At 61.2% G+C, this 22,167-nt stretch carries 20 protein-coding genes; 16 read left to right on the plus strand and 4 right to left on the minus strand.

Annotated features, from left to right (window positions below; all coding sequences use genetic code 11):
* Nucleotides 1-93 precede the first annotated feature (93 nt).
* The 3 genes from ACVI9W_RS07770 (at nucleotide 94) to ACVI9W_RS07780 (ending at nucleotide 1,959) form a co-directional block, all read left to right on the plus strand.
* Nucleotides 94-465 carry a septal ring lytic transglycosylase RlpA family protein gene (locus ACVI9W_RS07770; protein WP_461529668.1) on the plus strand — a complete coding sequence of 124 codons (372 nt, stop codon included), beginning with the start codon at nucleotides 94-96 and terminating at the stop codon, nucleotides 463-465.
* A 62-nt stretch (nucleotides 466-527) separates the two neighbouring features.
* Nucleotides 528-1,571, plus strand: a complete 1,044-nt coding sequence (locus ACVI9W_RS07775; RefSeq protein WP_461531801.1) for a calcium/sodium antiporter — start codon at nucleotides 528-530, stop codon at nucleotides 1,569-1,571.
* A gap of 10 nt (nucleotides 1,572-1,581) precedes the next feature.
* Entirely contained in the window at nucleotides 1,582-1,959 is a 378-nt protein-coding gene (locus ACVI9W_RS07780) for a carboxymuconolactone decarboxylase family protein (RefSeq protein ID WP_422419612.1), read from the plus strand.
* 22 nt (nucleotides 1,960-1,981) lie between these two features.
* On the opposite strand, the gene ACVI9W_RS07785 is transcribed toward ACVI9W_RS07780, so the two are convergent.
* From ACVI9W_RS07785 to ACVI9W_RS07800, 4 genes are all read right to left on the minus strand, one after another.
* Nucleotides 1,982-3,355: an amino acid permease gene (locus ACVI9W_RS07785; RefSeq protein ID WP_038614439.1), complete on the minus strand. Its 1,374-nt coding sequence runs from the start codon at nucleotides 3,353-3,355 to the stop codon at nucleotides 1,982-1,984.
* Between the two features lie 51 nt (nucleotides 3,356-3,406).
* Complete coding sequence (locus tag ACVI9W_RS07790; RefSeq protein ID WP_461529669.1) at nucleotides 3,407-4,348, minus strand: AEC family transporter; 942 nt, start codon at nucleotides 4,346-4,348, stop codon at nucleotides 3,407-3,409.
* Nucleotides 4,349-4,520: 172 nt separating this feature from the next.
* Nucleotides 4,521-5,081: a response regulator transcription factor gene (locus ACVI9W_RS07795; RefSeq protein WP_038614443.1), complete on the minus strand. Its 561-nt coding sequence runs from the start codon at nucleotides 5,079-5,081 to the stop codon at nucleotides 4,521-4,523.
* On the minus strand, nucleotides 5,081-6,337 hold the full coding sequence (locus ACVI9W_RS07800) for an ATP-binding protein (RefSeq protein ID WP_461529670.1): 1,257 nt from the start codon (nucleotides 6,335-6,337) through the stop codon (nucleotides 5,081-5,083). Before ACVI9W_RS07800 ends, ACVI9W_RS07795 begins: the two co-directional genes overlap by 1 nt.
* A gap of 202 nt (nucleotides 6,338-6,539) precedes the next feature.
* Between ACVI9W_RS07800 and ACVI9W_RS07805 the strand changes: the two genes are divergently transcribed.
* The 13 genes from ACVI9W_RS07805 (at nucleotide 6,540) to ACVI9W_RS07865 (ending at nucleotide 22,093) form a co-directional block, all read left to right on the plus strand.
* On the plus strand, nucleotides 6,540-7,250 hold the full coding sequence (locus ACVI9W_RS07805; RefSeq protein ID WP_461529671.1) for an SIMPL domain-containing protein: 711 nt from the start codon (nucleotides 6,540-6,542) through the stop codon (nucleotides 7,248-7,250).
* 311 nt (nucleotides 7,251-7,561) lie between these two features.
* The gene (locus ACVI9W_RS07810; RefSeq protein WP_461529672.1) at nucleotides 7,562-9,187 is read left to right on the plus strand and encodes an ABC transporter substrate-binding protein; all 1,626 of its coding nucleotides are present in this window, start codon (nucleotides 7,562-7,564) and stop codon (nucleotides 9,185-9,187) included.
* Nucleotides 9,188-9,438: 251 nt separating this feature from the next.
* The gene (locus ACVI9W_RS07815) at nucleotides 9,439-11,031 is read left to right on the plus strand and encodes an ABC transporter substrate-binding protein (RefSeq protein ID WP_461529673.1); all 1,593 of its coding nucleotides are present in this window, start codon (nucleotides 9,439-9,441) and stop codon (nucleotides 11,029-11,031) included.
* 220 nt (nucleotides 11,032-11,251) lie between these two features.
* Complete coding sequence (locus ACVI9W_RS07820; RefSeq protein ID WP_461531802.1) at nucleotides 11,252-12,577, plus strand: OprD family porin; 1,326 nt, start codon at nucleotides 11,252-11,254, stop codon at nucleotides 12,575-12,577.
* A gap of 75 nt (nucleotides 12,578-12,652) precedes the next feature.
* Nucleotides 12,653-14,248 carry an ABC transporter substrate-binding protein gene (locus tag ACVI9W_RS07825; RefSeq protein WP_461529674.1) on the plus strand — a complete coding sequence of 532 codons (1,596 nt, stop codon included), beginning with the start codon at nucleotides 12,653-12,655 and terminating at the stop codon, nucleotides 14,246-14,248.
* A 74-nt stretch (nucleotides 14,249-14,322) separates the two neighbouring features.
* Nucleotides 14,323-15,333 (plus strand): ABC transporter permease subunit, encoded by a 1,011-nt coding sequence (locus tag ACVI9W_RS07830; RefSeq protein ID WP_038614460.1) that lies wholly within the window; start codon nucleotides 14,323-14,325, stop codon nucleotides 15,331-15,333.
* Nucleotides 15,334-15,343: 10 nt separating this feature from the next.
* Nucleotides 15,344-16,273, plus strand: coding sequence for an ABC transporter permease subunit (locus ACVI9W_RS07835; protein ID WP_038614462.1), 930 nt, complete (start codon nucleotides 15,344-15,346; stop codon nucleotides 16,271-16,273).
* A gap of 10 nt (nucleotides 16,274-16,283) precedes the next feature.
* On the plus strand, nucleotides 16,284-17,252 hold the full coding sequence (locus tag ACVI9W_RS07840) for an ABC transporter ATP-binding protein (RefSeq protein WP_038614465.1): 969 nt from the start codon (nucleotides 16,284-16,286) through the stop codon (nucleotides 17,250-17,252).
* Nucleotides 17,252-18,220, plus strand: a complete 969-nt coding sequence (locus ACVI9W_RS07845; RefSeq protein ID WP_038614467.1) for a peptide ABC transporter ATP-binding protein — start codon at nucleotides 17,252-17,254, stop codon at nucleotides 18,218-18,220. Before ACVI9W_RS07840 ends, ACVI9W_RS07845 begins: the two co-directional genes overlap by 1 nt.
* Nucleotides 18,221-18,307: 87 nt before the next feature.
* Nucleotides 18,308-19,117: an AraC family transcriptional regulator gene (locus tag ACVI9W_RS07850; protein WP_461529675.1), complete on the plus strand. Its 810-nt coding sequence runs from the start codon at nucleotides 18,308-18,310 to the stop codon at nucleotides 19,115-19,117.
* A gap of 64 nt (nucleotides 19,118-19,181) precedes the next feature.
* Nucleotides 19,182-20,588: an NAD(P)/FAD-dependent oxidoreductase gene (locus tag ACVI9W_RS07855; RefSeq protein WP_461529676.1), complete on the plus strand. Its 1,407-nt coding sequence runs from the start codon at nucleotides 19,182-19,184 to the stop codon at nucleotides 20,586-20,588.
* A gap of 32 nt (nucleotides 20,589-20,620) precedes the next feature.
* On the plus strand, nucleotides 20,621-20,962 hold the full coding sequence (locus ACVI9W_RS07860; protein ID WP_038614473.1) for a cupin domain-containing protein: 342 nt from the start codon (nucleotides 20,621-20,623) through the stop codon (nucleotides 20,960-20,962).
* A 54-nt stretch (nucleotides 20,963-21,016) separates the two neighbouring features.
* On the plus strand, nucleotides 21,017-22,093 hold the full coding sequence (locus ACVI9W_RS07865; protein WP_461529677.1) for a polyamine ABC transporter substrate-binding protein: 1,077 nt from the start codon (nucleotides 21,017-21,019) through the stop codon (nucleotides 22,091-22,093).
* Nucleotides 22,094-22,167 lie beyond the last annotated feature (74 nt).

The following is a 22,167-nucleotide window of genomic DNA, read 5'->3' on the forward strand; positions in this document are numbered from 1 at the left end:
ACCTGCTTATCGCGGGGCAAGTCCGCTCCCACAGTGATTGTCTGTGGGAGCGGGCTTGCCCCGCGATAGCCACCCCACGGAGCATCTACCCCCATGTGGCGTCCCCTCAGCGCACTCGCGCTCTTTACCCTGCTGGCCGGCTGCGCCAGTCACGATATCGATCCTCGCGGTTACGACAAATCCGGCACCGCCTCCTATTACGGCTCCCGTCACCACGGCAAACGCACCGCCAGTGGCGAGCCCTTCAATCAAAATGCCATGACCGCTGCCCACCGCAGCCTGCCCTTCGGCACCCGGGTCAAAGTCACCAACCTGAACAATGACCGTAGCGTGGTGGTGCGCATCATCGACCGTGGTCCGCACACCCGCGGCCGGTTGATTGACCTGTCCCGCGCCGCCGCAGAAAAACTCGGCATGATCCGTAGCGGAACGGCGCGCGTACGGGTACAAAGTCTCAGCGACTGACCCTGCAACGGAGCACGACCATTTTCGACCTGGCCGCCTTACCCACCTTCAGCCTGCTGCAACTGGCTTTTGGCTTGCTGCTGCTCGTCAGCGGCGCCGAGCTGTTGGTGCGCTCCGCCCTGCGCGTGGCGTCCAGCCTGCAGGTCCGTCCGCTGATCATCGGCTTGAGCCTGGTGGCCTTCGGCAGCAGTGCGCCGCAGCTGACCGTCAGCCTGCAAGCGGCCTACACCGGCGCCCCGGATGTGGCAGTCGGCAGCGTGATAGGCAGCAACATTTTCAACATCCTGGTCACTTTGGGCCTCGCTGCACTGATCATTCCTTTGCGCGTTTCACGCCAGCTGGTACGCCTGGACATCCCGGTAATGATCGGCGCCAGCCTGCTGGTCTACCTGCTGGCATTCAATGAGCTACTCGGGCGCCTTGAAGGCGCGCTGCTGATGCTTGGATTGCTCGCCTACCTGGCAATCCTCTGGCACCAGTCACGGCACTATGCCCGGACCTTCCCGGCCCCCGGCCCACGACCGCAACAAGGCAGCGGATTCTGGATCACCAGCCTGCTGCTGATGCTGTCCGGATTGGGCTTGTTGAGCCTGGCAGGACACCTGTTACTTGAGGCCGCAGTCGAGGTGGCGGTTGACCTGGGCCTGTCTGAACGGGTCATCGGCCTGACCGTGGTCGCGGTCTGTACCTCGCTGCCGGAACTGGCCACCTCGCTGATTGCCGCCCTGCGCGGCGAACGTGAGATCGCCGTGGGCAACGTCATCGGCAGCAATCTGTTCAACCTGCTGGCCGTGCTCGGCCTGACTGCGCTGGTGGCGCCAGAGCCGCTGTCGATCTCGCCCAACGCCCTGGATTTTGACCTGCCGGTAATGCTCGGTGTCGCCGCCTTGAGCCTGCCGGTGTTCTACTCCGGCTACCGGATAACCCGCGCCGAAGGTCTGGTGTTTCTTGGCTTGTACCTGGCTTATGGTCTGCATGTGGTGGCCTTCACCACCGGCATGCCGCTGGCCACCCGCCTGGAAAAACTGATGCTGTTCTATGCACTGCCAGTGCTCGGGGCGTTGCTGCTGTATACGACCCTGCGCGCCTGGCGCCGCCAACACTAAGGAAAACAATATGGGCGACACCACCAAAACCGGCGAACAGGTCCGCCGCCAGGTCATGGGCGATGCATTTGTCGATCGCGCACTGGGCAATGCCACCGAGTTCACTCAGCCACTGCAGGACTTCGTCAATGAACATGCCTGGGGCAGTGTCTGGAGCCGTGAAGGCTTGCCGCTGAAAACCCGCAGCCTGATCACCCTGGCCGCACTGACCGCGCTCAAGTGCCCACAGGAGCTCAAGGGCCACGTCCGTGGCGCCTTGAACAATGGCTGTACGGTTGAAGAGATTCGCGAAGCGCTATTGCATTGCGCGGTGTACGCCGGCGTCCCGGCGGCCATTGACGCGTTTCGCGCGGCCCAGGAAGTGATCGACAGCTACCAGCAGAGCTGATCGATCACTTGTGCACGGGCCGTCAGTCGGCAGCGACGGCGGCCTTGTGGCCCTTTTTCTTCAGCCAGTAGGCCACGCCCAGCACGGCCAGCCACACGGGAATCAACAGCACTGAAATGCGGATGCCCGGCGTCAGGTACATGATGACCAGAATCAGCGCGAGGAAGGCCAGGCAGACATAGTTGGTCAGCGGATAGCCCCAGCTTTTGTAGAACGTCGTCTCGCCAGCCGCTTGCTTGGCACGGCGGAACTTCAGGTGGGTAATGCTGATGATGCCCCAGTTGATCACCAGCGACGACACCACCAGCGCCATCAACAGGCCGAAAGCTTCGGCCGGCATCAGGTAGTTGATCAGCACGCACAATCCGGTCGCCAGCGCCGAGATTCCCAGAGCCGCCAGCGGTACACCGCGGTCGTTGACCTTGAGCAGACGCTTGGGCGCATCGCCCTGTACGGCCAGGCCGAAGAGCATGCGGCTGTTGCAGTACACGCAGCTGTTGTAAACCGACAATGCCGCCGTCAGCACCACCAGGTTGAGGATGGTGGCCACCAGGTTGCTGTCCAGGGCATGGAAGATCATCACGAACGGGCTACCGCCCTGCACCACTTTCTGCCACGGATACAGCGACAACAGCACTGCCAGGGCGCCGATGTAGAAAATCAGGATGCGGTAGATCACCTGATTGGTGGCGCGCGGAATGCTGTACTTGGGGTTGTCGGCTTCGGCGGCGGTGATCCCCACCAGTTCCAGGCCGCCAAAGGAAAACATGATCACCGCCAGCGCCATCATCAGGCCGCTGATGCCATTGGGAAAGAAGCCGCCGTATTGCCACAGGTTGGCGACGCTGGCATCCGGCCCACCGTTACCGCTGATCAGCAGGTAGCCACCAAAGGCGATCATGCTGACGATGGCCACCACCTTGATCAGGGCAAACCAGAACTCCATCTCGCCGTAGACTTTCACCTGACTGAGGTTGATCAGGTTGATCACCACGAAGAATATCGCCGCCGTCGCCCAGGTCGGGAAGTCTGGCCACCAATACTTGATGTAGATGCCCACCGCCGTCAGCTCAGCCATGCCGACCAGCACATAAAGCACCCAGTAGTTCCAGCCGGACATGAACCCGGCGAACTCGCTCCAATAGCTGTGGGCAAAGTGACTGAAGGTACCGGACACCGGCTCTTCAACCACCATTTCACCCAACTGGCGCATGATGAAAAAGGCAATCAGGCCGGCAATGGCGTAACCCAGCAGCACGGACGGGCCGGCCAGCTGGATGGTCTGGGCAATACCGAGGAACAGACCGGTGCCAATCGCGCCACCCAGCGCAATCAACTGGATATGGCGATTTTTCAGCCCGCGGTGTAACCGCTCTGGGGTGATCTCGTCTTGCATGAAGTGTCCTCGAAGGTAAGAGGCAGTGTTGGAATTATTTTCTTACAGAATCTAGATCCAGCCGCCCCACTGCAAGAAAAAGATGCCGATATTGGTGGTAATGGCGGCCATCAGGGTGGTTATGACGATGATTGCCGCCGCCAACTCGTGGTTGCCATTGCTGGACCTCGCCATGACATAGCTGGCCGCCGCCGTCGGGCTGCCGAAGTAAAGAAACAAGATACCCAGCTCGGCCCCCCGAAAACCACAGACAAAGGCGCCAAGGGTAGCGAACAACGGCAGCCAGACCATTTTCAGCAGGCTGACACTGACCGCCAGGCCGCCACTCTGGCGCAACGAGGCGAGCGACAGGGTGCCGCCAATACAGATCAGCGCCAGCGGCAGCGTCATCTGCGCCAGATAGTCGCCGGAAGTCAGCAGCCAGTTCGGCAAGGCCACCTGCCCATAGGCCAGCGCCGCCGCCAGCAGCACGCTGATGATCAGCGGGTTGCGCAGAATGCTCTTGCAGATACTCCAGGGGTCGGACTTGGCGCTGGGGCTGTACACCGCCAGCACCACAACCGACAGCGAGTTGTAGAGCAGGATCACCAGGCCGGCGAGGATCGCCCCCAGCGAAATGCCGTAGTCGCCATACATGCTGGCGGCCAGCGCCAGTCCAATCACCCCGTTGTTGCCACGAAACGCGCCCTGGGTATAGATCCCGCGGTCTTGCCGTGGACAGCGCCAGATCGCCAGGCCCCAGGCCAGGCCAAAGCCGATCAGGGTGGCAACGGCGAAGTAGAGCAACAGCCCCGGTTGCACGGCAGACGTCAGATCGGCGTGATAGATCCCCAGGAACAGCAACGCCGGCATGCAGACGTTGAACACCAGCGCCGAAGCGGTATGGATGAAGCCGTCGTTGATCGCGTTGATGCGTTTGAGCAGCACGCCCATGAACAACATGGCAAAGACCGGTGCCGTGATGTTCAGCGTCTGAAGAAAAAGGGCGAGCATGCAGGGCGGTCCCGTTGGCTGTCGTTAGGGGGCTAATGATACGCCGACAACGACAATCATGGGTCTATCCCGCTGCTTGTAATTGTCATCCCCGGTGGGAGCGGGCTTGCCCCGCGATGCGATGTGACTGAAAAACCGCAATCGCGGGTCAAGCCCGCTCCCACCGAGTCCCTCAGCGGCGAACCGGGCGCTTCTGCAATTTGCGCTGCAAAGTCCGCCGGTGCATGCCCAGCGCACGGGCTGTAGCGGAGATGTTGCCTTCGTGCTCGGTCAGCACCCGCTGGATGTGCTCCCACTGCAGGCGGTCGACCGACATCGGGTTTTCCGGTACCAGGCTGTCGAGGTCAGCATGTTCGGACAGCAACGCGGCCAGTACGTCATCGGCATCGGCCGGTTTGCACAGGTAGTTGCAGGCACCGCGCTTGATGGCTTCTACGGCGGTGGCGATGCTTGAGTAACCGGTGAGGATCACTACACGCATTTCCGGGTCGAGCTCGAGCAGCTTGGGCAACAACACCAGGCCCGAGTCACCATCCATCTTCAGGTCGAGGGTGGCGTAGTCCGGCACATCCTGCTGAGCCAGCAATAACCCCTCTTCAGCGGACCCCGCCGTGCTCACGCGAAAACCACGGCGGCTCATGGCCCGGGCCATGACGCGGGTAAAGGTGGCGTCATCATCTACCAGCAACAGGTGCGGGAGCTCTTCGCCTTCAACCTGGATTTCATCACTCATCACACATCTCCTCGCGCGTCACGCGGCAGGCGCAGCTCGGTGAGCGTACCGCCTTCCTCATGACTATAGAGTTTTACCGAGCCGCCAGCACGGGTCACGCTGGCCTTGCTCAAGAACAGGCCCAGGCCGAAGCCTTTGCCCTTGGTGGTAAAGAAGGGTTTGCCGATCGACTCGGCAATGGCCACCGGCACGCCCGGACCATGGTCACGGATGCTGATCACCATATCCTGCGCATCCCAGTCCAGACGTACTTCAAGCTCGTCCGGACAGGCATCGGCTGCATTGTTCAACAAGTTCAGTAAGGCCTGGGTCAGATCAGGCGGTGGAGCCAGACGCGGCACACTGCCCTGCCCCAGGCGCTGGAAACGGTAGCTGGCTTCAGGACGCATCAGGTGCCAGCGGTTCAGGGCTTCATCCAGCCAGGCCGTGACCTCCTGATCTTCCACTGCCATGCGCCGGTTGGCTTCGGCGGCACGCACCAGGTTCTGCAGGGTCTCTTTACACAATTTGACCTGATCCTGCAGCACTGCCAGGTCTTCCTGCAGCAGCGGATCGTGGTGGTCCTGGCGCATTTCCTTGATCAGCACGCTCATGGTCGCCAACGGCGTACCCAGTTCATGGGCAGCACCAGCGGCCTGGGTCGCGACCGCCAGTAACTGCTCATCGCGCAGCCCCTCTTCGCGCCGTTCGGCACGCAGCTGCTCCTGACGGCGCAGTTCTTCGGCCATTTTCGCTGCAAAGAAGGTGATCACCGCCGCTGCCAGGGCAATGCTCAACCACATGCCGTAGACCTGCATCTTCTCCCGCGCCATGGGGAAGGTCTCCAGCGGGTAGAACTGCACCAGCAGCAAACTGTAAGCCGCCAGGGCGATGCCCGAGAGGACCAGTGAATAGACCCAGGGCAAGGTCACCGCGGCAATCGCCAGCGGCACCAGGTAATAGGAAACGAAGGGGTTGGTCGAGCCCCCGGAGTAATACAGCAAGGCACTGTGGATCAGCAGGTCACAGGCCAGCTGGAACGCATACTCCAGCTCAGTGACCGGCAATGACAGGCGCAGGCGCAAGGCGGTGAACGCACACAGCAGGCTCGACAGCCCCAGGGTGATCACCAGTGACAGCCACGGCAGCGGCAGTAGCTCGGTCCAGTAGGCAACGCCCACCGAGCCGGCCTGGGCGGCCAATACCAGAATGCGGATGAAGGTCAGGCGCCAGAGGTTCTGACGGGTTGCGGACAGCAGTTGTACGGGGGCGAGCATGAGCTCTCCTGATGAGTGCTCCAGGGCGAATCGTGGCGAGTATACCGAAGCTGTGCTGTGCTCTGCAGGCATGCGGCAAAGCGCCACACTTTTTTACATAACAATGATGGCCTTTTTGAACCTCACTACACTCCAGCGAGTCTCATGGGCCTGCGTGGAATGGATTTCACAGCGTCCACGCCTCATTTTCAAGGAGTCATACATGCTTAACACCCGCCGCAGCGCCGCCCTCGTCATGGCCACCAGCCTGCTCGCCAGCCTGCCCGCGCTGGCAGAAGAACCACGCTACAACCAGATCTCGCTGCGTGCCGAAGTCAGCAAGGAAGTGGCCCGCGACCTGATGATCGTGACCCTCTACAGCGAAGCGCAGAACACCGATCCGGGCAAGCTGGCCAAAGAAATCACCGAGACCATGAACAAGGCGGTGCAACAGGCCCGCGAGGTCAAGGAAGTGAAAATCAGCCAGGGCAGCCGCAACAGCTACCCGATCTATGACAACAAGGGTCAGAAGATCACCGGGTGGCGCGAGCGCGCCGAACTGCGCCTGGAAAGTGCCGACTTCCCGGCCTTGTCGAAACTCACCGGGAGCTTGCTGCAGGACCTGAAAATGGGCGGCATGGACTTCTCCATTGCCCCGGCCACACGCAAAACCAGCGAGGACGAACTGCTCAAGGACGCCGTCAATGCCTTCAAGACCCGCGCCCAGCTGGCCACTGAAGCCCTGGGTGGCAAAAGCTACAAAGTGGTCAACCTCAATCTCAACAGCAGCGGCTACCCACACCCTTACGCGCGAAGCGCACCTATGATGATGAAAGCCGGCATGGCCGAAGACGCTGCCCCTGCGCCGGATATCGAAGCCGGCACCAGTCAGGTCAGCCTCAGCGCCGACGGTACCATCGAAGTACAGATGTAACGTTACTGTTGTGCAGATTCGTGGCAGCTGCGGCTGCCACGACGCCTGTTACGCGTAGCAACTCGCCGCACCATTTTGGTGCCAGGCGTGACCAGATTGAAGCGCAACGTCCCCGAAACATACTGAAATACCCCCTCGCAAACGATCAACTCCGTAAAAAATTATACGAATGCGACATTCCTGTACGTTCGTCCCACTGTTTGCCGCCACACATCCCTTTGAGTGTTGCATTGGGTATGGGCCCTGCATAAGTATCCGCAGGACGGCTCACAAGGCCCCCTCAAATCAAAAATGACAACAATGAGGCCACCATGCTCAAACACGCGGTCATTCCGTTTCTAGTCGGCGCAGGCTTGCTTGCCGGCGCACCTTCTGCCCTCGCGGCGACTAACCTGGTGTTCTGCTCCGAAGGCAGCCCCGCTGGCTTCGACCCGGGCCAGTACACCACCGGAACCGACTTCGATGCCTCAGCCGAGACTGTCTTCAACCGTCTGAGCCAGTTCGAGCGCGGCGGTACTGCTGTGATCCCGGGCCTGGCCACCAGCTGGGACATTTCCGATGACGGCCTGACCTACACCTTCCACCTGCGTGAAGGGGTCAAGTTCCACACCACCGACTTCTTCAAGCCGACCCGCGAATTCAACGCCGACGACGTCCTGTTCACCTTCAATCGCATGCTCGACAAGGACATGCCGTTCCGTAAGGCCTACCCGACCGAATTCCCGTACTTCACCGACATGGGCATGGACAAGAACATCGCCAAGGTGGAGAAGCTCGACGACCACACGGTCAAGTTCACCCTCAATGGCGTCGATGCCGCGTTCATCCAGAACCTGGCCATGAGCTTCGCCTCGATCCAGTCGGCCGAATACGCCGACCAGCTGCTCAAGCAAGGCAAGCCTGCCGACATCAACCAGAAGCCGATCGGCACCGGGCCGTTCGTGTTCAGCAAATACCAGAAAGACGCGCAGATCCGCTTCAAGGGCAACAAGGAATACTGGCAGCCCGATGATGTGAAGATCGACAACCTGATCTTCGCCATCACCACCGACGCCTCGGTGCGCATGCAGAAGCTGAAGAAAAACGAGTGCCAGGTCACTCTCTTCCCGCGTCCGGCCGACATCGAGCCGCTCAAGGCTGACCCGAACCTGAAGATGCCCGACCAGGCTGGCTTCAACCTCGGTTACATCGCCTACAACGTGATGGACAAGATCAAGGGCAGCAACGAAGCCAACCCGATGGCCCAGCTCAAGGTCCGCCAGGCCCTGGACATGGCGGTGAACAAGCCTGAAATCATCAAGTCGGTGTACCAGGGCGCGGGTCAGCTGGCGGTCAACGCCATGCCGCCGACCCAATGGTCCTACGACACCACTATCAAGGACGCACCGTTCGACCCGGAAAAGGCCAAGCAACTGCTCAAGGAAGCCGGGGTCAAGGAAGGTACCGAGATCACCCTGTGGGCCATGCCGGTGCAACGCCCGTATAACCCCAACGCCAAGCTGATGGCCGAGATGCTCCAGTCCGACTGGAAGAAGATCGGCATCAACGCCAAGATTGTCAGCTACGAGTGGGGTGAGTACATCAAGCGCTCCAAAGGTGGCGAGAACGGCGCCATGCTGATTGGCTGGAGCGGTGACAACGGTGACCCGGACAACTGGCTCGGCACCCTGTTCGGTTGCGACGCCGTCGCCGGCAACAACTTCTCCAAATGGTGCGACAAGCCCTACGACGACCTGATCAAGCAGGCCAAGGCCACCTCCGACCAGGCCAAGCGTACCGAGCTGTACAAGCAGGCCCAGCACCGCCTCAAAGAGCAGGTGCCGATGACACCGATTGCCCACTCGACGGTGTATCAACCCATGCGCAGCACCGTACAGGATTTCAAAATCAGTCCGTTCGGCTTGAACTCCTTCTATGGGGTAAGCGTGACCAAATAGCAGCCGCCAGCGCTGGTCCCGGACACCACATGGCGTCCGGGACCTTAACCTGATGGCCTGGCAGGTCAGCCGCTAGCGCATCGACATGGAAACGTCGCACGCCCTTTCGGACACCTCCTACACATCGTTGCGTAATCGCACCTATCGACAACGCCGTGACGGCTCTACCGTCAAGGCAGTGTCGTAGTCGGCGCGATGCGTACCGCTGTGCGCCATGGACCGCTCAAAACAACAAGAAATCAAGGATCGTCATGCGCCATACGCCAATTTTTGCAACATTGCTGGGCCTCGGCCTGCTCGCCCAGGCCCCCGTCAGCCTGGCCAAGAACCTGGTGTTCTGCTCCGAAGGCAGCCCCGGTGGTTTCGACACCGCCCAGTACACCAGCGCCACCGACAACGACGCCGCCGAGCCGATCTACAACCGTCTGGTCGAGTTCGAACGCGGAGCCACTGCGGTCAAACCGGCCCTGGCCAAAAGCTGGGAAGTGTCCACTGACGGCCTGACCTATACCTTCCATCTGCGTGAAGGGGTCAAGTTTCACAGCAACAAGGACTTTACCCCCAGCCGGGAGATGAACGCCGACGACGTACTGTTCACCTTCAATCGAATGCTCGACAGGGAGCACCCGTTTCGCAAGGCCTACCCCACTGAGTTCCCCTACTTCGTCGGCATGAGCCTGGACAAGAACATTGCCCGGGTCGAGAAGACCGCGCCGATGACCGTGGTGTTCACCCTCAACAGCGTTGACGCCGCATTCGTGCAGAACCTGGCGATGAGTTTCGCCGCCATCCTTTCAGCCGAATACGCCCACCAGTTGATGACCTCCGGACGCCCCAGCGACATCAACCAGAAACCGATCGGTACCGGCCCGTTCGTGTTCCAGCGTTACCAGAAGGACTCGCAGATCCGCTATCGCGGCAACAAGGACTACTGGGACCCGGCTCAGGTCAAGCTCGACCAGCTGATCTTTTCGATCAACATCGACCCTTCGGTGCGTATCCAGAAGCTGCGCAAGAACGAGTGCCAGATCACCCTGCATCCACGCCCGGCCGACCTCGATGCGCTGAAGAGCGACCCGCAGCTGCAGGTTATCGAAAAGCCCGGTTTCAACCTTGGCTACATCGCTTACAACGTCCGGCACAAACCCTTCGACCAGCTCGAAGTACGCCAGGCGATGGACATGGCGGTGAACAAACCGGCCATCGTCAAGGCGGTGTACCAACAGGCCGGACAACTGGCAGTGGGCAGTATGCCGCCGACCCAGTGGTCCTATGACGAAAGCATCAAGGACGCCGGCTACAACCCGGACAAGGCCCGCGAGTTGCTCAAGGCTGCCGGGGTCAAGGAAGGCACTGAAATCACCCTCTGGGCCATGCCCGTGCAACGCCCCTACAACCCCAACGCCAAGCTGATGGCCGAGATGCTTCAGGCCGACTGGGGCAAGGTCGGATTGAAGGTGAAGATCGTCAGCTACGAATGGGGCGAATACCTCAAGCGCACCAAGGATGGCGAACACGATATCTCGCTGATCGGCTGGACCGGCGACAACGGCGACCCGGACAACTGGCTGGGCACGCTGTACAGCTGCGACGCCATCGGCAGCAACAACTACTCCATGTGGTGCGACCCGCAATACGACGCGCTGGTCAAGAAAGCCAAGACCATCACCGACCGTGAGCAGCGCACCGTGCTTTATCAACAGGCCCAGCAGCGCCTCAAGCAGCAGGTGCCGATTACCCCGATCGCCCACTCGACGGTCAACCAGCCGCTCAGTGCCAAGGTCGAGGACTTCAAGGTAAGCCCCTTCGGGCGCAACGTCTTTTCTGGCGTAAGCCTCGATTAACCCCTGCAACGCCCAAGGGAGTGCAACCCACTCCCGCGGGCGCTTGCAGCCAGAATATGCCCGATTGTCGCCGTGCAAACGTTTGCAACCCTTGTTCCACCCAGAAAGACGCCCAGCTCACAAGGCCGGGCGGCAACTAAAAAAAGAAAAGAAAGGGAGCTTTACCTTGAGACCAACCAAAACCGCAGTACTGGCATTGTCCTTGAGTGGCCTGTCAGCCATGGCCCAGGCCGAACCCGTGAGCCAGGACTTTGTTCCGGTCAGCGTCAAATCCGCCAGTGCCCAGAGTGAAGCCAAAGGCTTTATCGAAGGCCAGAGCCTGTCCGGCTCGACCCGCAACTGGTATGCCCGCGAACGCGCCACCCGTGCACCGCTATGGAAGTACTACAAAAGCGACGGCACCCGCCACGACACGCACAGCCGTGACAACTGGGTGCAAGGCACCATCCTCAACTACAGCTCGGGCTTCACCGAGGGCGCCATCGGTTTCGCCACCGAAGTCGCCGCCTACAACGCCATCGCCCTCGAGCAGGGCCGCGCCGCGGTGGCCGGGCCGAACAACCGTACCCTGACCCACAGTGACGGTGACGTCATCGGCCAATGGAGCAAAATGGGCCTGGCCAACGTCAAGGCCCGCGTCTCCAACACCACCTTGACCGCCGGTCGCCAGTCCATCGACACCCCGGTCATCGCCTACATCGGCAACCGAGCCTTGCCGTCGAGCTTCGAGGGCGTGACCATCCGCAGCGAAGAATTCGACAACCTGGCCTTCGATATCGGCACCTTCGACCGGCTTTCACAGCGGACCGAACAAGGCACCAGCAAATTTGTCGCCGAGTACGGTGATCGCGCCTTTGAGGCCGATCACGTCAATATCGCCGGTGTGAACTACCAGCCCCTGAAGAGTCTGAATACCAGCTTCTACGTGTCCAACGTCGAAGACTTGTGGAACCAGTACTATTTCGGTGCCAACCACGTGTTGGGCGATAGTTCGGTATTGAGCCTGACCACCGGCTTGAACTACTACAAGACCAAAGATGAAGGCAAAAGCCAGCTCGGTGAGATCGACAACGACACCTACAGTCTGTCGTTCGGCCTGACGCACCAGGCGCACAACCTGAGCTTCTCCTACCAGCAGGTCAACGGTAACGAATACTTCGACTACCTGCACGACACCAACGCGATCTACCTGGCCAACTCCCTGCTTTCGGACTTCAACGGCCCGAACGAAAAATCGATGCAGATCGCCTATGTACTGAACATGGCCCAGTACGGCGTACCCGGCCTCAAATTCAACCTGTACAACGCCCGTGGCTGGGGTATCGACGGCACCCACTACACCGGCACCGGCTATGACGTGAAGAAGCTGGACGACGAGAACCACTATGAGTGGGGTATCGGTACCACTTACGCGGTACAAAGCGGCTCACTCAAGGACACCACCATCCGCGCCACCTACACCGCGCACCGCGCCAGCAAGAACCAGGGTGACGGCAGCCTGGACGAGCTGCGTATCGTGACCACCATTCCATTCAACATTCTCTAAGCGTCAGTTGTCGCGGCCGGTTCACCGAACCGGTCGTGGCGACTACGCTGGCTTAATTGATAGCAGGGAGGTTTCATGAAATTGCTACCGCTTCAGGCTGCCCTGGCAGCCATCCTGTTGAGCACCGCGGCGGGCCTAGCGGCCAAGCCGCTGGTAGTGTGTACCGAGGCCAGCCCGGAAGGCTTCGATATCGTCCAGTACACCACCGCGGTAACCGCCGACGCATCGGCCGAAACCGTGTTCAACCGCCTGGTCGACTTCAAGCCCGGCACCACTACCATCCAGCCGGCCCTGGCCGAACGCTGGGAGATCAGCGACGACGGCCTGACCTACACCTTCCATCTGCGCAAAGGGGTGAAGTTCCACAGCACCGACTACTTCACGCCGACCCGCGAGATGAACGCCGACGACGTGCTGTGGAGTTTCCGACGCCAGCTGGACCCGAACCACCCGTGGCACAACAAGACCAGCATCGGCTTCCCGTATTTCGAGAGCATGGGTTTCAAGGACCTGCTCAAGAGCGTCGAGAAAACCGACGATCACACCGTGGTCTTCACTCTCACCCGCCCGGAAGCACCGTTCCTGCCTGACCTGGCCATGGCCTTCACCTCGATCTATTCCGCCGAGTATGGCGACCAGTTGCTCAAGGCCAACAAGACCGCCGAGCTCAACAGCAAACCCATCGGCACCGGCCCATTCATCTTCCAGCGCTACGTCAAGGACGCCCAGGTCCGCTACAAGCCCAACCCCGACTACTTCCGTGGCAAGCCACCGGCCGATGCGCTGATCTTCGCCATCGCCAGCGACAACAATGTGCGCCTGCAAAAGCTCAAGGCCAACGAATGCCAGGTGGCGCTGTATCCCAAGCCCGACGACATTCCCAGCATCAAGAACGACCCCAAGCTGAAAGTCGCCGAGATGGAAGCCCTGACCACCGGTTACATCTCGCTCAACACCGAGCACAAATACCTGAGCGACGTGCGTGTGCGCAAAGCCATCAACATGGCCTTCGACCGCCAGACCCACGTCGACCAGCTGTTCGGCAAAGGCAATGCGCTGGTCGGCGTCAACCCATATCCGCCAACGCTGATGGGCTACAACACTGCCAACCAGAACCCGCCCCGCGACCTCGACAAAGCCCGAGCCCTGCTCAAGGAAGCCGGGGTACCGGAGGGTGCGGTGCTGACCCTGTTCACCCGCAACGGCGGCGGCCCGACCAACCCCAACCCGCAGTTGAGCGCCCAGATGCTCCAGGCCGACCTGGCCAAGATCGGCCTGAAAGTCGATATCCGGGTGATGGAATGGGCCGAAATGCTGCGCCGGGCCAAAAAAGGTGAACCCGACATGGTTTCGACCGGCTGGGCAGGCGACAACGGCGACCCGGACAACTTCCTCACCCCGCTGCTCAGCTGCGATGCGGTGAAAAGCGGCGAAAACTATGCTCGCTGGTGCAACCAGAAATTCCAGACGTTGATCGACGACGCCCGTAAAGTCACCGATACGAATGCGCGCGCAGCGCTCTATGTAAAGGCGCTGGCGGTGTACGATGAAGACCAACCGTGGATCAGCATGGCGCATCCGAAGATGTTCACCGCCATGCGCAACAACGTTGAGGGGTACCACATCAACCCCCTCACCAATAACAACTTCGCCACTACCCAGGTGAAGTAGAACAAGAACGGCCGCCGGCGCCCTACCCGGGTGCTGGCGGACATGCCTGACCGGCTGATGAGGTACACCAGAAGATGTTTAGTTTTATTGCCCGGCGCCTGGGATTACTGATCCCGACCTTTTTCGGCATCACCTTGCTGACGTTCGCACTCATACGGCTGATACCCGGTGACCCGGTGGAAGTCATGATGGGTGAACGCCGGGTGGATCCCGAGATGCACGCCCAGGCCATGGAGCGCCTCGGCTTGAACAAGCCGCTGCCAGCGCAATACCTGGACTATATCGGCAAGCTCGCCCAGGGTGACCTTGGCGAATCGCTGCGCACCCGCGAAAGCGTCTGGACCGAGTTCCTCGCGCTGTTCCCGGCGACCCTGGAACTGGCCATCGCGGCGTTGTTTTTCGCCGGGGTGATCGGCCTGCTGGCCGGGGTGATTGCCGCTCTCAAGCGAGGGTCATTGTTCGATCACGGGGTGATGGGCATTTCATTGGCAGGCTACTCGATGCCAATCTTCTGGTGGGGCCTGATCCTGATCATGTTCTTCTCCGTAAGCCTGGGCTGGACCCCGGTTTCCGGGCGCATCGACCTGCTGTACGACATCGAGCCGAAAACCGGCTTCATGCTCATCGACACCCTGCTCAGCGATGAAGAAGGCGCCTTCAAGGACGCCCTGATGCACCTGATTCTGCCGGCCATCGTCCTCGGTACCATTCCATTGGCGGTGATCGCCCGGATGACCCGCTCGTCAATGCTCGAAGTGCTGCGCGAAGACTATATCCGCACCGCCCGGGCCAAAGGCCTGTCGCCTGCGCGAGTGGTGTTCGTGCATGGCCTGCGCAATGCCCTGATTCCAGTCCTCACCGTATTCGGTCTGCAGGTCGGCACCTTGCTGGCCGGCGCGGTTCTGACCGAAACCATCTTTTCCTGGCCGGGCATCGGCAAATGGCTGATCGAAGCCATCGGCGCCCGTGACTACCCCGTGGTACAGAACGGCATCCTGTTGATTGCCTGCCTGGTGATTCTGGTCAACTTCGTCGTGGATATCCTCTACGGCCTGGCCAACCCACGCATCCGTCATCAGCGCTGAGGGCCAAGTCATGAATACCCCACTTGCAAAATCTGTCACCACCCCGGCCACCGCTGTCGACCAGAGCCTGCTCTACCCCTCGCCCTACAAGGAGTTCTGGCAGGCGTTTTCGCGCAACAAAGGCGCGGTCGCCGGGCTGATGTTCATGAGCCTGATCGTGTTCTGCGCGCTGTTCGCGCCCTGGGTGGCGCCACACAACCCCAGCGAGCAATACCGTGACTTCCTGCTCACCCCACCGGTGTGGCTCGAAGGCGGTAACTGGCAGTTCATTCTCGGCACCGACGAACTGGGCCGCGACCTGCTCTCGCGCCTGATCCAGGGCTCGCGCCTGTCGCTGCTGATCGGCCTGTCGTCGGTGGTGATCTCGCTGATTCCGGGGATCTTCCTCGGCCTGTTGGCCGGATTCTTCCCGCGTATCCTCGGCCCGTCGATCATGCGCCTGATGGACGTGATGCTGGCGCTGCCATCGCTGCTGCTGGCGGTAGCCATCGTCGCCATCCTCGGCCCAGGCCTGATCAACACGGTGATCGCCATTGCCATCGTGTCGCTGCCGTCCTATGTGCGTCTGACCCGCGCTGCGGTGATGGGTGAACTGAACCGTGACTACGTCACTGCCGCGCGCCTGGCCGGTGCCAGCCTGCCGCGCCTGATGTTCGTCACCGTGCTGCCCAACTGCATGGCGCCCCTGATCGTCCAGGCGACCTTGAGTTTCTCTTCGGCGATTCTCGATGCCGCGGCCCTGGGCTTCCTTGGCCTGGGTGTGCAGCCGCCGACCCCGGAGTGGGGCACCATGCTGGCCTCGGCCCGCGACTACATCGAACGCGCCTGGTGGGTAGTAAGCCTGCCGGGTCTGACCATTTTGCTCAGCGTGCTGGCAATCAACCTGATGGGTGACGGACTGCGCGATGCGCTGGACCCGAAACTCAAGAATGCCGCCTGAGGAGATCGCCATGTCACTTCTAGAAATCAAGAATCTGAATGTGCGCTTCGGCGATGCCAGCGCGGTACCGGTGGTCGACGGTCTCGACCTGACGGTGAACGAAGGTGAAGTCCTGGCCATTGTCGGCGAGTCCGGTTCAGGCAAGTCGGTGACCATGATGGCGCTGATGGGCCTGATCGACGCTCCCGGGCGGATCACTGCCGACGCCCTCACCTTCGACGGCACCAACATGCTCAAGCTCAGCGGCCGGCAACGGCGCAAGGTGGTCGGCAAGGATATGGCGATGGTCTTCCAGGACCCGATGACCGCCCTTAATCCGAGCTACACCGTGGGCTTCCAGATCGAGGAAGTCCTGCGCCAACACCTCGGCCTGCGTGGCAAGGCAGCCCGCCAACGTGCCCTGGAGTTGCTCAAGAAAGTCGAGATTCCAGCAGCCGAAAGCCGCCTGGACGCTTACCCGCATCAACTCTCGGGCGGCATGAGCCAGCGCGTGGCCATCGCCATGGCCATCGCCGGCGAACCCAAACTGCTGATCGCCGATGAACCGACCACCGCCCTGGACGTGACCATTCAGGCGCAGATCATGGAGCTGCTGCTCAATCTGCAGAAAGAGCAGAACATGGCGCTGATCCTGATTACCCACGACCTGGCCGTGGTCGCCGAGACCGCCAAGCGGGTCTGTGTGATGTATGCCGGGCAAGCCGTGGAAGTCGGTCAGGTGCCGGAGCTGTTCGATGTACCGGCGCACCCGTATAGCGAAGCACTGCTGGCGGCGATTCCCGAACACAGCGAAGGCGCCGAGCGCCTGGCGACCCTGCCCGGTATCGTTCCCGGCCGCTACGACCGTCCTGAAGGCTGCCTGCTGTCGCCGCGTTGCCCGTATGTTCAGGAAAACTGCCGCCGCCAGCGTCCAACCCTCGATCCCCAGGCCCACAGCCAGGTCCGTTGTTTCTATCCGTTGAACCAGGAGGTGGCGTAATGACCGTCGTCCTTACCGCCCGTGAACTGACCCGTCACTACGAAGTTTCCCGTGGCCTGTTCAAGGGCCATGCCCTGGTCCGTGCACTCAACGGCGTGTCCTTTGAACTTGAGGCAGGTAAAACCCTGGCCGTGGTCGGCGAATCGGGTTGTGGCAAATCGACCCTGGCGCGAGCCCTGACCCTGATCGAAGAGCCCTCTTCCGGCTCGCTGAAAATCGCCGGTCAGGAAGTCGCCGGGGCCAACAAAGCCGAGCGCAAGCAACTGCGCAAAGACGTGCAGATGGTGTTCCAGAGCCCCTACGCCTCGCTCAACCCACGGCAGAAGATCGGTGACCAGCTGGCCGAACCGCTGCTGATCAACACCAACCTGTCGAAGAGCGAACGGCGGGAAAAGGTTCAGGCCATGATGCAACAGGTCGGCCTGCGTCCGGAGCATTACCAGCGTTATCCACACATGTTTTCCGGTGGTCAGCGCCAGCGTATCGCCCTGGCCCGGGCGATGATGCTGCAACCGAAAGTGCTGGTAGCCGATGAACCGACCTCGGCCCTCGACGTGTCGATCCAGGCCCAGGTGCTGAACCTGTTCATGGACCTGCAAAAAGAGTTCAACACCGCCTACGTGTTCATCTCGCACAACCTGGCAGTGGTGCGTCATGTCGCCGATCAGGTGCTGGTGATGTACCTGGGTCGCCCGGCGGAAATGGGGCCCAAGGAAGACATCTACAACAAGCCGCTGCACCCCTATACCCAGGCGCTGCTGTCGGCCACCCCGACCATTCACCCGGACCCGCTCAAGCCGAAGATCAAGATCGCCGGTGAGCTGCCCAACCCGTTGAACCCTCCACCGGGCTGCGCGTTCCACAAGCGCTGCCCGTATGCCACCGAGCGCTGCGCTTCGGAGGAGCCGGCGTTCCGGCAGGTGGGGACGCGGCAGGTGGCGTGTCATTACGCGGAGCAGTTCCTCTAAGTCCATCGCGGGTCAAGCCCGCTCCCACAGTCCCCCTCTGTGGGAGCGGGCTTGACCCGCGATTAGCCCCTCCATCACTATCCTGCTATGACCTCAAACCCTATCCCCGACGGCCCGGAACAAACCCCGGAAACCGCCGCCACCGTCCTGCGCTACCACCTGTGCTGGAAGCATCGCGACCTGGACGGGGTGATGGCCTTGTACCATCCGGATATCCAATACAACGACTTTTTCCTGAACCGCGTGATGCACTTCGCCGAGCTGCGCGAATACGTGCGCGTGAGCATGCCTCGCGAGGCCGATGAAGACATCGTCCACAGCGACCGTATCCGCGTCGACGGCTGCACCGCCTTCATCCAGTACCAGGTCACCCTGCGCGGTGGCGAAGGGTTGGTGGCGTTCCAGTCCAGCGAAGCAATCACCGTGCGCGACGGGCTGATCTGGCGGGTCAATGAATATGCCTCGCTGGTTCGCGAAGCCAAGCCGCAATCCGGCCAGGGTGATGTGCGCCCGACCATGAGCCGCCTGGGCCTGTCACCGCGGCAGTTGAGCTCCATGGCTCAGGATCTGGAACAGTACTTCCAGCGCCAGCACCCCTACCTCGACCCGGAACTGGATCTGCAACGCGTGGCGCGCGAGAGCGGCTACAGCCGTAACCAGATCTCCTACCTGCTCAACCAGGTACTCGGCCAGAGCTTCTACCGCTACGTCAACCAGGCGCGTCTGCAGCACCTGCTCAATGGCCTGGAACACGCGCCGGGCAACGCCAAGATCGACGACCTGGCGTTCGCCGCCGGTTTCAATTCGCTGTCGGCTTTCTACAAGTGTTTCCGCCAGCACACCGGGCTCTCGCCCAAGGCCTGGGTCAAGCAGAATTCTCTGCGTGCACGCAGCTAAGACAACGCCCCCCGCCAGCTTCTAGGATCGCCCACAGACCGTAACGGATGTGGAGCCGAAGACAATGCAGGCATGGCGCAAGATCAGCCTTTGGATGGACCAGCTGGATGAGACGCTGAGCGCGCGTGCGGCCCTGCAGCAGGACCTGGACGTGGACGTCTGCATCATCGGCGCCGGTTATACCGGGCTGTGGACCGCCTACTACCTGAAACTACACGCCCCGCAGCTGAACATCGCCATCATTGAGGCCAATATCGCCGGCTTCGGCGCCTCCGGTCGCAACGGTGGCTGGCTGATGGGCAATATGCTGGGCGAGGATCGTCTGCTCGCGGCCAGCTCGCCAGAGCAACGCCGTGCCTCCTACGACCTGCTGCATGGCATTCCCGATGAAGTGCAGCGCGTACTCGAGCGCGAAGACATCGACTGCGACTATCGCAAAGGCGGCGTGCTGTATTGCGCGGCACGTTATCCAGAACAGAAAGCGACCCTTCGCGCCTACCTGGACAAGCTGTACAAGCAAGGCCTGAACGAAGACGACTACCGCTGGCTGAGCCCTGAACAACTGGCCAGCCAGCTGCGCATCAGCAAAGCCTATGGGGCGATCTTCAACCCCAATGTGGCAACCATTCAACCGGCCAAACTGGTGCGCAGCCTGGCCCGTACAGTGGAGCGCATGGGCGTGCGCCTGTACGAGAACAGCCCGGTGCTCGACTGGCGTGCAGGCGAAGTGCGCACCGCCCAGGCACGGATCAAGTGTCAGTGGCTGGTGCCGGCCGTTGAAGGCTACTCGGTCAGCCTGCCGCCGCTGGGCCATTACCAGATGCCGGTACAGAGCCTGATTGTGGCCACCGAACCGCTGCCGGAGCAGGTCTGGGAGAAGATTGGCCTGAACCGCGGCCAGGCTTTCAGCGAAAACAGCCGCCAGGTCACCTATGGCCAGCGCAGCGCCGATAATCGCCTGGTGTTCGGCGCCCGTGGCGGCTACCGCTTTGCCGGGCGCCTGCGGGAGAACTTCGACCTCACCAGCAGCGAGATCGAGCTGCGCCGCTACCTGTTCGGCGAGCTGTTCCCGCAGCTCAAGGACGTCGCCATCACCCACGCCTGGGGCGGCAACCTGGGTATGGCCCGGCGTTTTCAGCCGCACATGCTCTGCGACCAAAAGCAAGGCATCGCCCTGGCCGGTGGCTACGGTGGTGAAGGGGTCGGTGCCAGCAACCTGGGCGGACGTACCCTGGCCGACCTGATCCTTGAACGGCGCAGCGAGCTGACCGAGCAACCCTGGGTTCACCCCGGCAGTACGCTGTCCAGCCTCAAAGGCTGGGAACCGGAGCCGTGCCGCTGGCTGGGCTACAACGCCATCATCAAGAGTTTCGTCCATGAAGACCAGACCCTCGCCGACCCGTCCAGCGCCCCTTGGCGCCGACGCCTGGCCAGTGGCGTAGCGGACTTCATGGAAGGTTTCATGCACTGATTTTTCGTTCCCCCTGAACAGGATTCACCGGTATGAGCATTACCCAGTTCAAGAACACCGACACTGTCGCGTTGCAAGAATCCAATCCGGTCGCCGTGCCTCTGGGCGAGCCGGTGGCGATTGCCTCGGTGACCGCTGTCGAGCGCAGCGACGGCGTCGAAACCGGCATCTGGGAGTGCACCCCGGGGCGCTGGCGGCGGCAGATCGTGCAGCAGGAGTTCTGCCATTTCATCAAGGGCCGCTGCACCTTCACTCCCGACGGCGGCGAGCCGCTGACCATCGAAGCTGGCGACGCCATCATGCTGCCCGCCAACAGCACCGGTATCTGGGATATCCAGGAAACCGTGCGCAAAACCTATGTACTGATTTTCTGATCGTTTGATCGCCTGCCTCCTTCGATAAAAACAGACAAAGCAAGGAATCCAGACATGCGCGCATTGCTCATCGCCCCCCTGTTGCTGGCTACCGCGGTGGCCCAGGCCGACTCGGTGAAAATCTACAACTGGTCCAGCTACATCGCTCCCGATACGCTGAAGAACTTCCAGCAAGCCAGCGGTATCGTGCCGACCTACGACGTGTTCGACAGCAACGAAACCCTCGACGGCAAGCTGATGACCGGTAACTCCGGCTATGACGTGGTATTCCCGTCCAACCACTTCATGGCCCGGCAGATCCAGGGCAAGGCGCTGAAAAAGCTCGACAAGAGCCAGCTGCCGAACTGGCAGAACCTCAATCCGGTGCTGCTCAAGGCGCTGGAGGTCAACGACCCGGGCAACCAGTACGGCTTCCCGTATCTGTGGGGCAGCACCGGGATCGGCTACAACATCGACAAGGTCAAAGCGGTGCTGGGCGACGATGCCCCGGTGGATTCCTGGGACCTGATCTTCAAGCCCGAGTACATCAGCAAGCTCAAGAGCTGCGGCGTGGCAGTGCTGGACAACGGCCCGGAACTGCTGCCGATCGCCCTCAACTACCTGGGCCTGCCGCACCACAGCCAGGATCCAAAGGACTATGAAAAGGCCAAGGAACTGCTGATGAAGGTCCGTCCGTACATCAGCTACTTCCACTCGTCGAAATACACCGGTGACCTGGCCAACGGCGATGTCTGCGTAGTGGTGGGGTTCTCGGGCGACGTACTGCAGGCCAAGAACCGTGCAGAAGAAGCGAACAACAACGTGAAGGTTGGCTATTCGATTCCTAAAGAAGGCGCGCCGATGTGGTTCGACATGGTTGCCATGCCGGCTGATGCACCGGACGAGAAAGCCGGTTATGCCTACATGAACTACCTGCTGCAACCAGACGTGATGGCCAACATCAGCGACCATGTGCAGTACGCCAACGGCAACCTCAAGGCTGACACCCTGGTGGACCCGGCGCTGAAGGCCAACACCATGATCTACCCGAGCGACGAGATGCTCGGCAAGCTGTATGCACTGGAGGCGATGCCAGCCAAGATCGACCGCATTCGTACGCGGATCTGGACCGGAATCAAGGCGGGGAACTAAAACCAGGCTGCTTTGCAGCCATCGCCGGCAAGGCCGGCTCCCACAAGGTCAGGAGTGGGAGCCGGCCTTGCCGG

It is taken from the genome of Pseudomonas sp. 210_17 TE3656 (genome assembly GCF_054821965.1).

Bases quoted from the DNA above. Each gene is read 5' to 3' on its own strand.
- ACVI9W_RS07800 (WP_461529670.1), bottom strand. From the start codon at position 6,337: ATGCTCGCCCCCGTACAACTGCTGTCCGCAACCCGTCAGAACCTCTGG.
- ACVI9W_RS07805 (WP_461529671.1), top strand. From the start codon at position 6,540: ATGCTTAACACCCGCCGCAGCGCCGCCCTCGTCATGGCCACCAGCCTG.
- ACVI9W_RS07795 (WP_038614443.1), bottom strand. From the start codon at position 5,081: ATGAGTGATGAAATCCAGGTTGAAGGCGAAGAGCTCCCGCACCTGTTG.
- ACVI9W_RS07815 (WP_461529673.1), top strand. From the start codon at position 9,439: ATGCGCCATACGCCAATTTTTGCAACATTGCTGGGCCTCGGCCTGCTC.
- ACVI9W_RS07835 (WP_038614462.1), top strand. From the start codon at position 15,344: ATGAATACCCCACTTGCAAAATCTGTCACCACCCCGGCCACCGCTGTC.
- ACVI9W_RS07830 (WP_038614460.1), top strand. From the start codon at position 14,323: ATGTTTAGTTTTATTGCCCGGCGCCTGGGATTACTGATCCCGACCTTT.
- ACVI9W_RS07780 (WP_422419612.1), top strand. From the start codon at position 1,582: ATGGGCGACACCACCAAAACCGGCGAACAGGTCCGCCGCCAGGTCATG.
- ACVI9W_RS07845 (WP_038614467.1), top strand. From the start codon at position 17,252: ATGACCGTCGTCCTTACCGCCCGTGAACTGACCCGTCACTACGAAGTT.
- ACVI9W_RS07850 (WP_461529675.1), top strand. From the start codon at position 18,308: ATGACCTCAAACCCTATCCCCGACGGCCCGGAACAAACCCCGGAAACC.
- ACVI9W_RS07840 (WP_038614465.1), top strand. From the start codon at position 16,284: ATGTCACTTCTAGAAATCAAGAATCTGAATGTGCGCTTCGGCGATGCC.
- ACVI9W_RS07855 (WP_461529676.1), top strand. From the start codon at position 19,182: ATGCAGGCATGGCGCAAGATCAGCCTTTGGATGGACCAGCTGGATGAG.
- ACVI9W_RS07785 (WP_038614439.1), bottom strand. From the start codon at position 3,355: ATGCAAGACGAGATCACCCCAGAGCGGTTACACCGCGGGCTGAAAAAT.
- ACVI9W_RS07865 (WP_461529677.1), top strand. From the start codon at position 21,017: ATGCGCGCATTGCTCATCGCCCCCCTGTTGCTGGCTACCGCGGTGGCC.
- ACVI9W_RS07860 (WP_038614473.1), top strand. From the start codon at position 20,621: ATGAGCATTACCCAGTTCAAGAACACCGACACTGTCGCGTTGCAAGAA.
- ACVI9W_RS07820 (WP_461531802.1), top strand. From the start codon at position 11,252: ATGGCCCAGGCCGAACCCGTGAGCCAGGACTTTGTTCCGGTCAGCGTC.
- ACVI9W_RS07810 (WP_461529672.1), top strand. From the start codon at position 7,562: ATGCTCAAACACGCGGTCATTCCGTTTCTAGTCGGCGCAGGCTTGCTT.
- ACVI9W_RS07825 (WP_461529674.1), top strand. From the start codon at position 12,653: ATGAAATTGCTACCGCTTCAGGCTGCCCTGGCAGCCATCCTGTTGAGC.
- ACVI9W_RS07770 (WP_461529668.1), top strand. From the start codon at position 94: ATGTGGCGTCCCCTCAGCGCACTCGCGCTCTTTACCCTGCTGGCCGGC.
- ACVI9W_RS07790 (WP_461529669.1), bottom strand. From the start codon at position 4,348: ATGCTCGCCCTTTTTCTTCAGACGCTGAACATCACGGCACCGGTCTTT.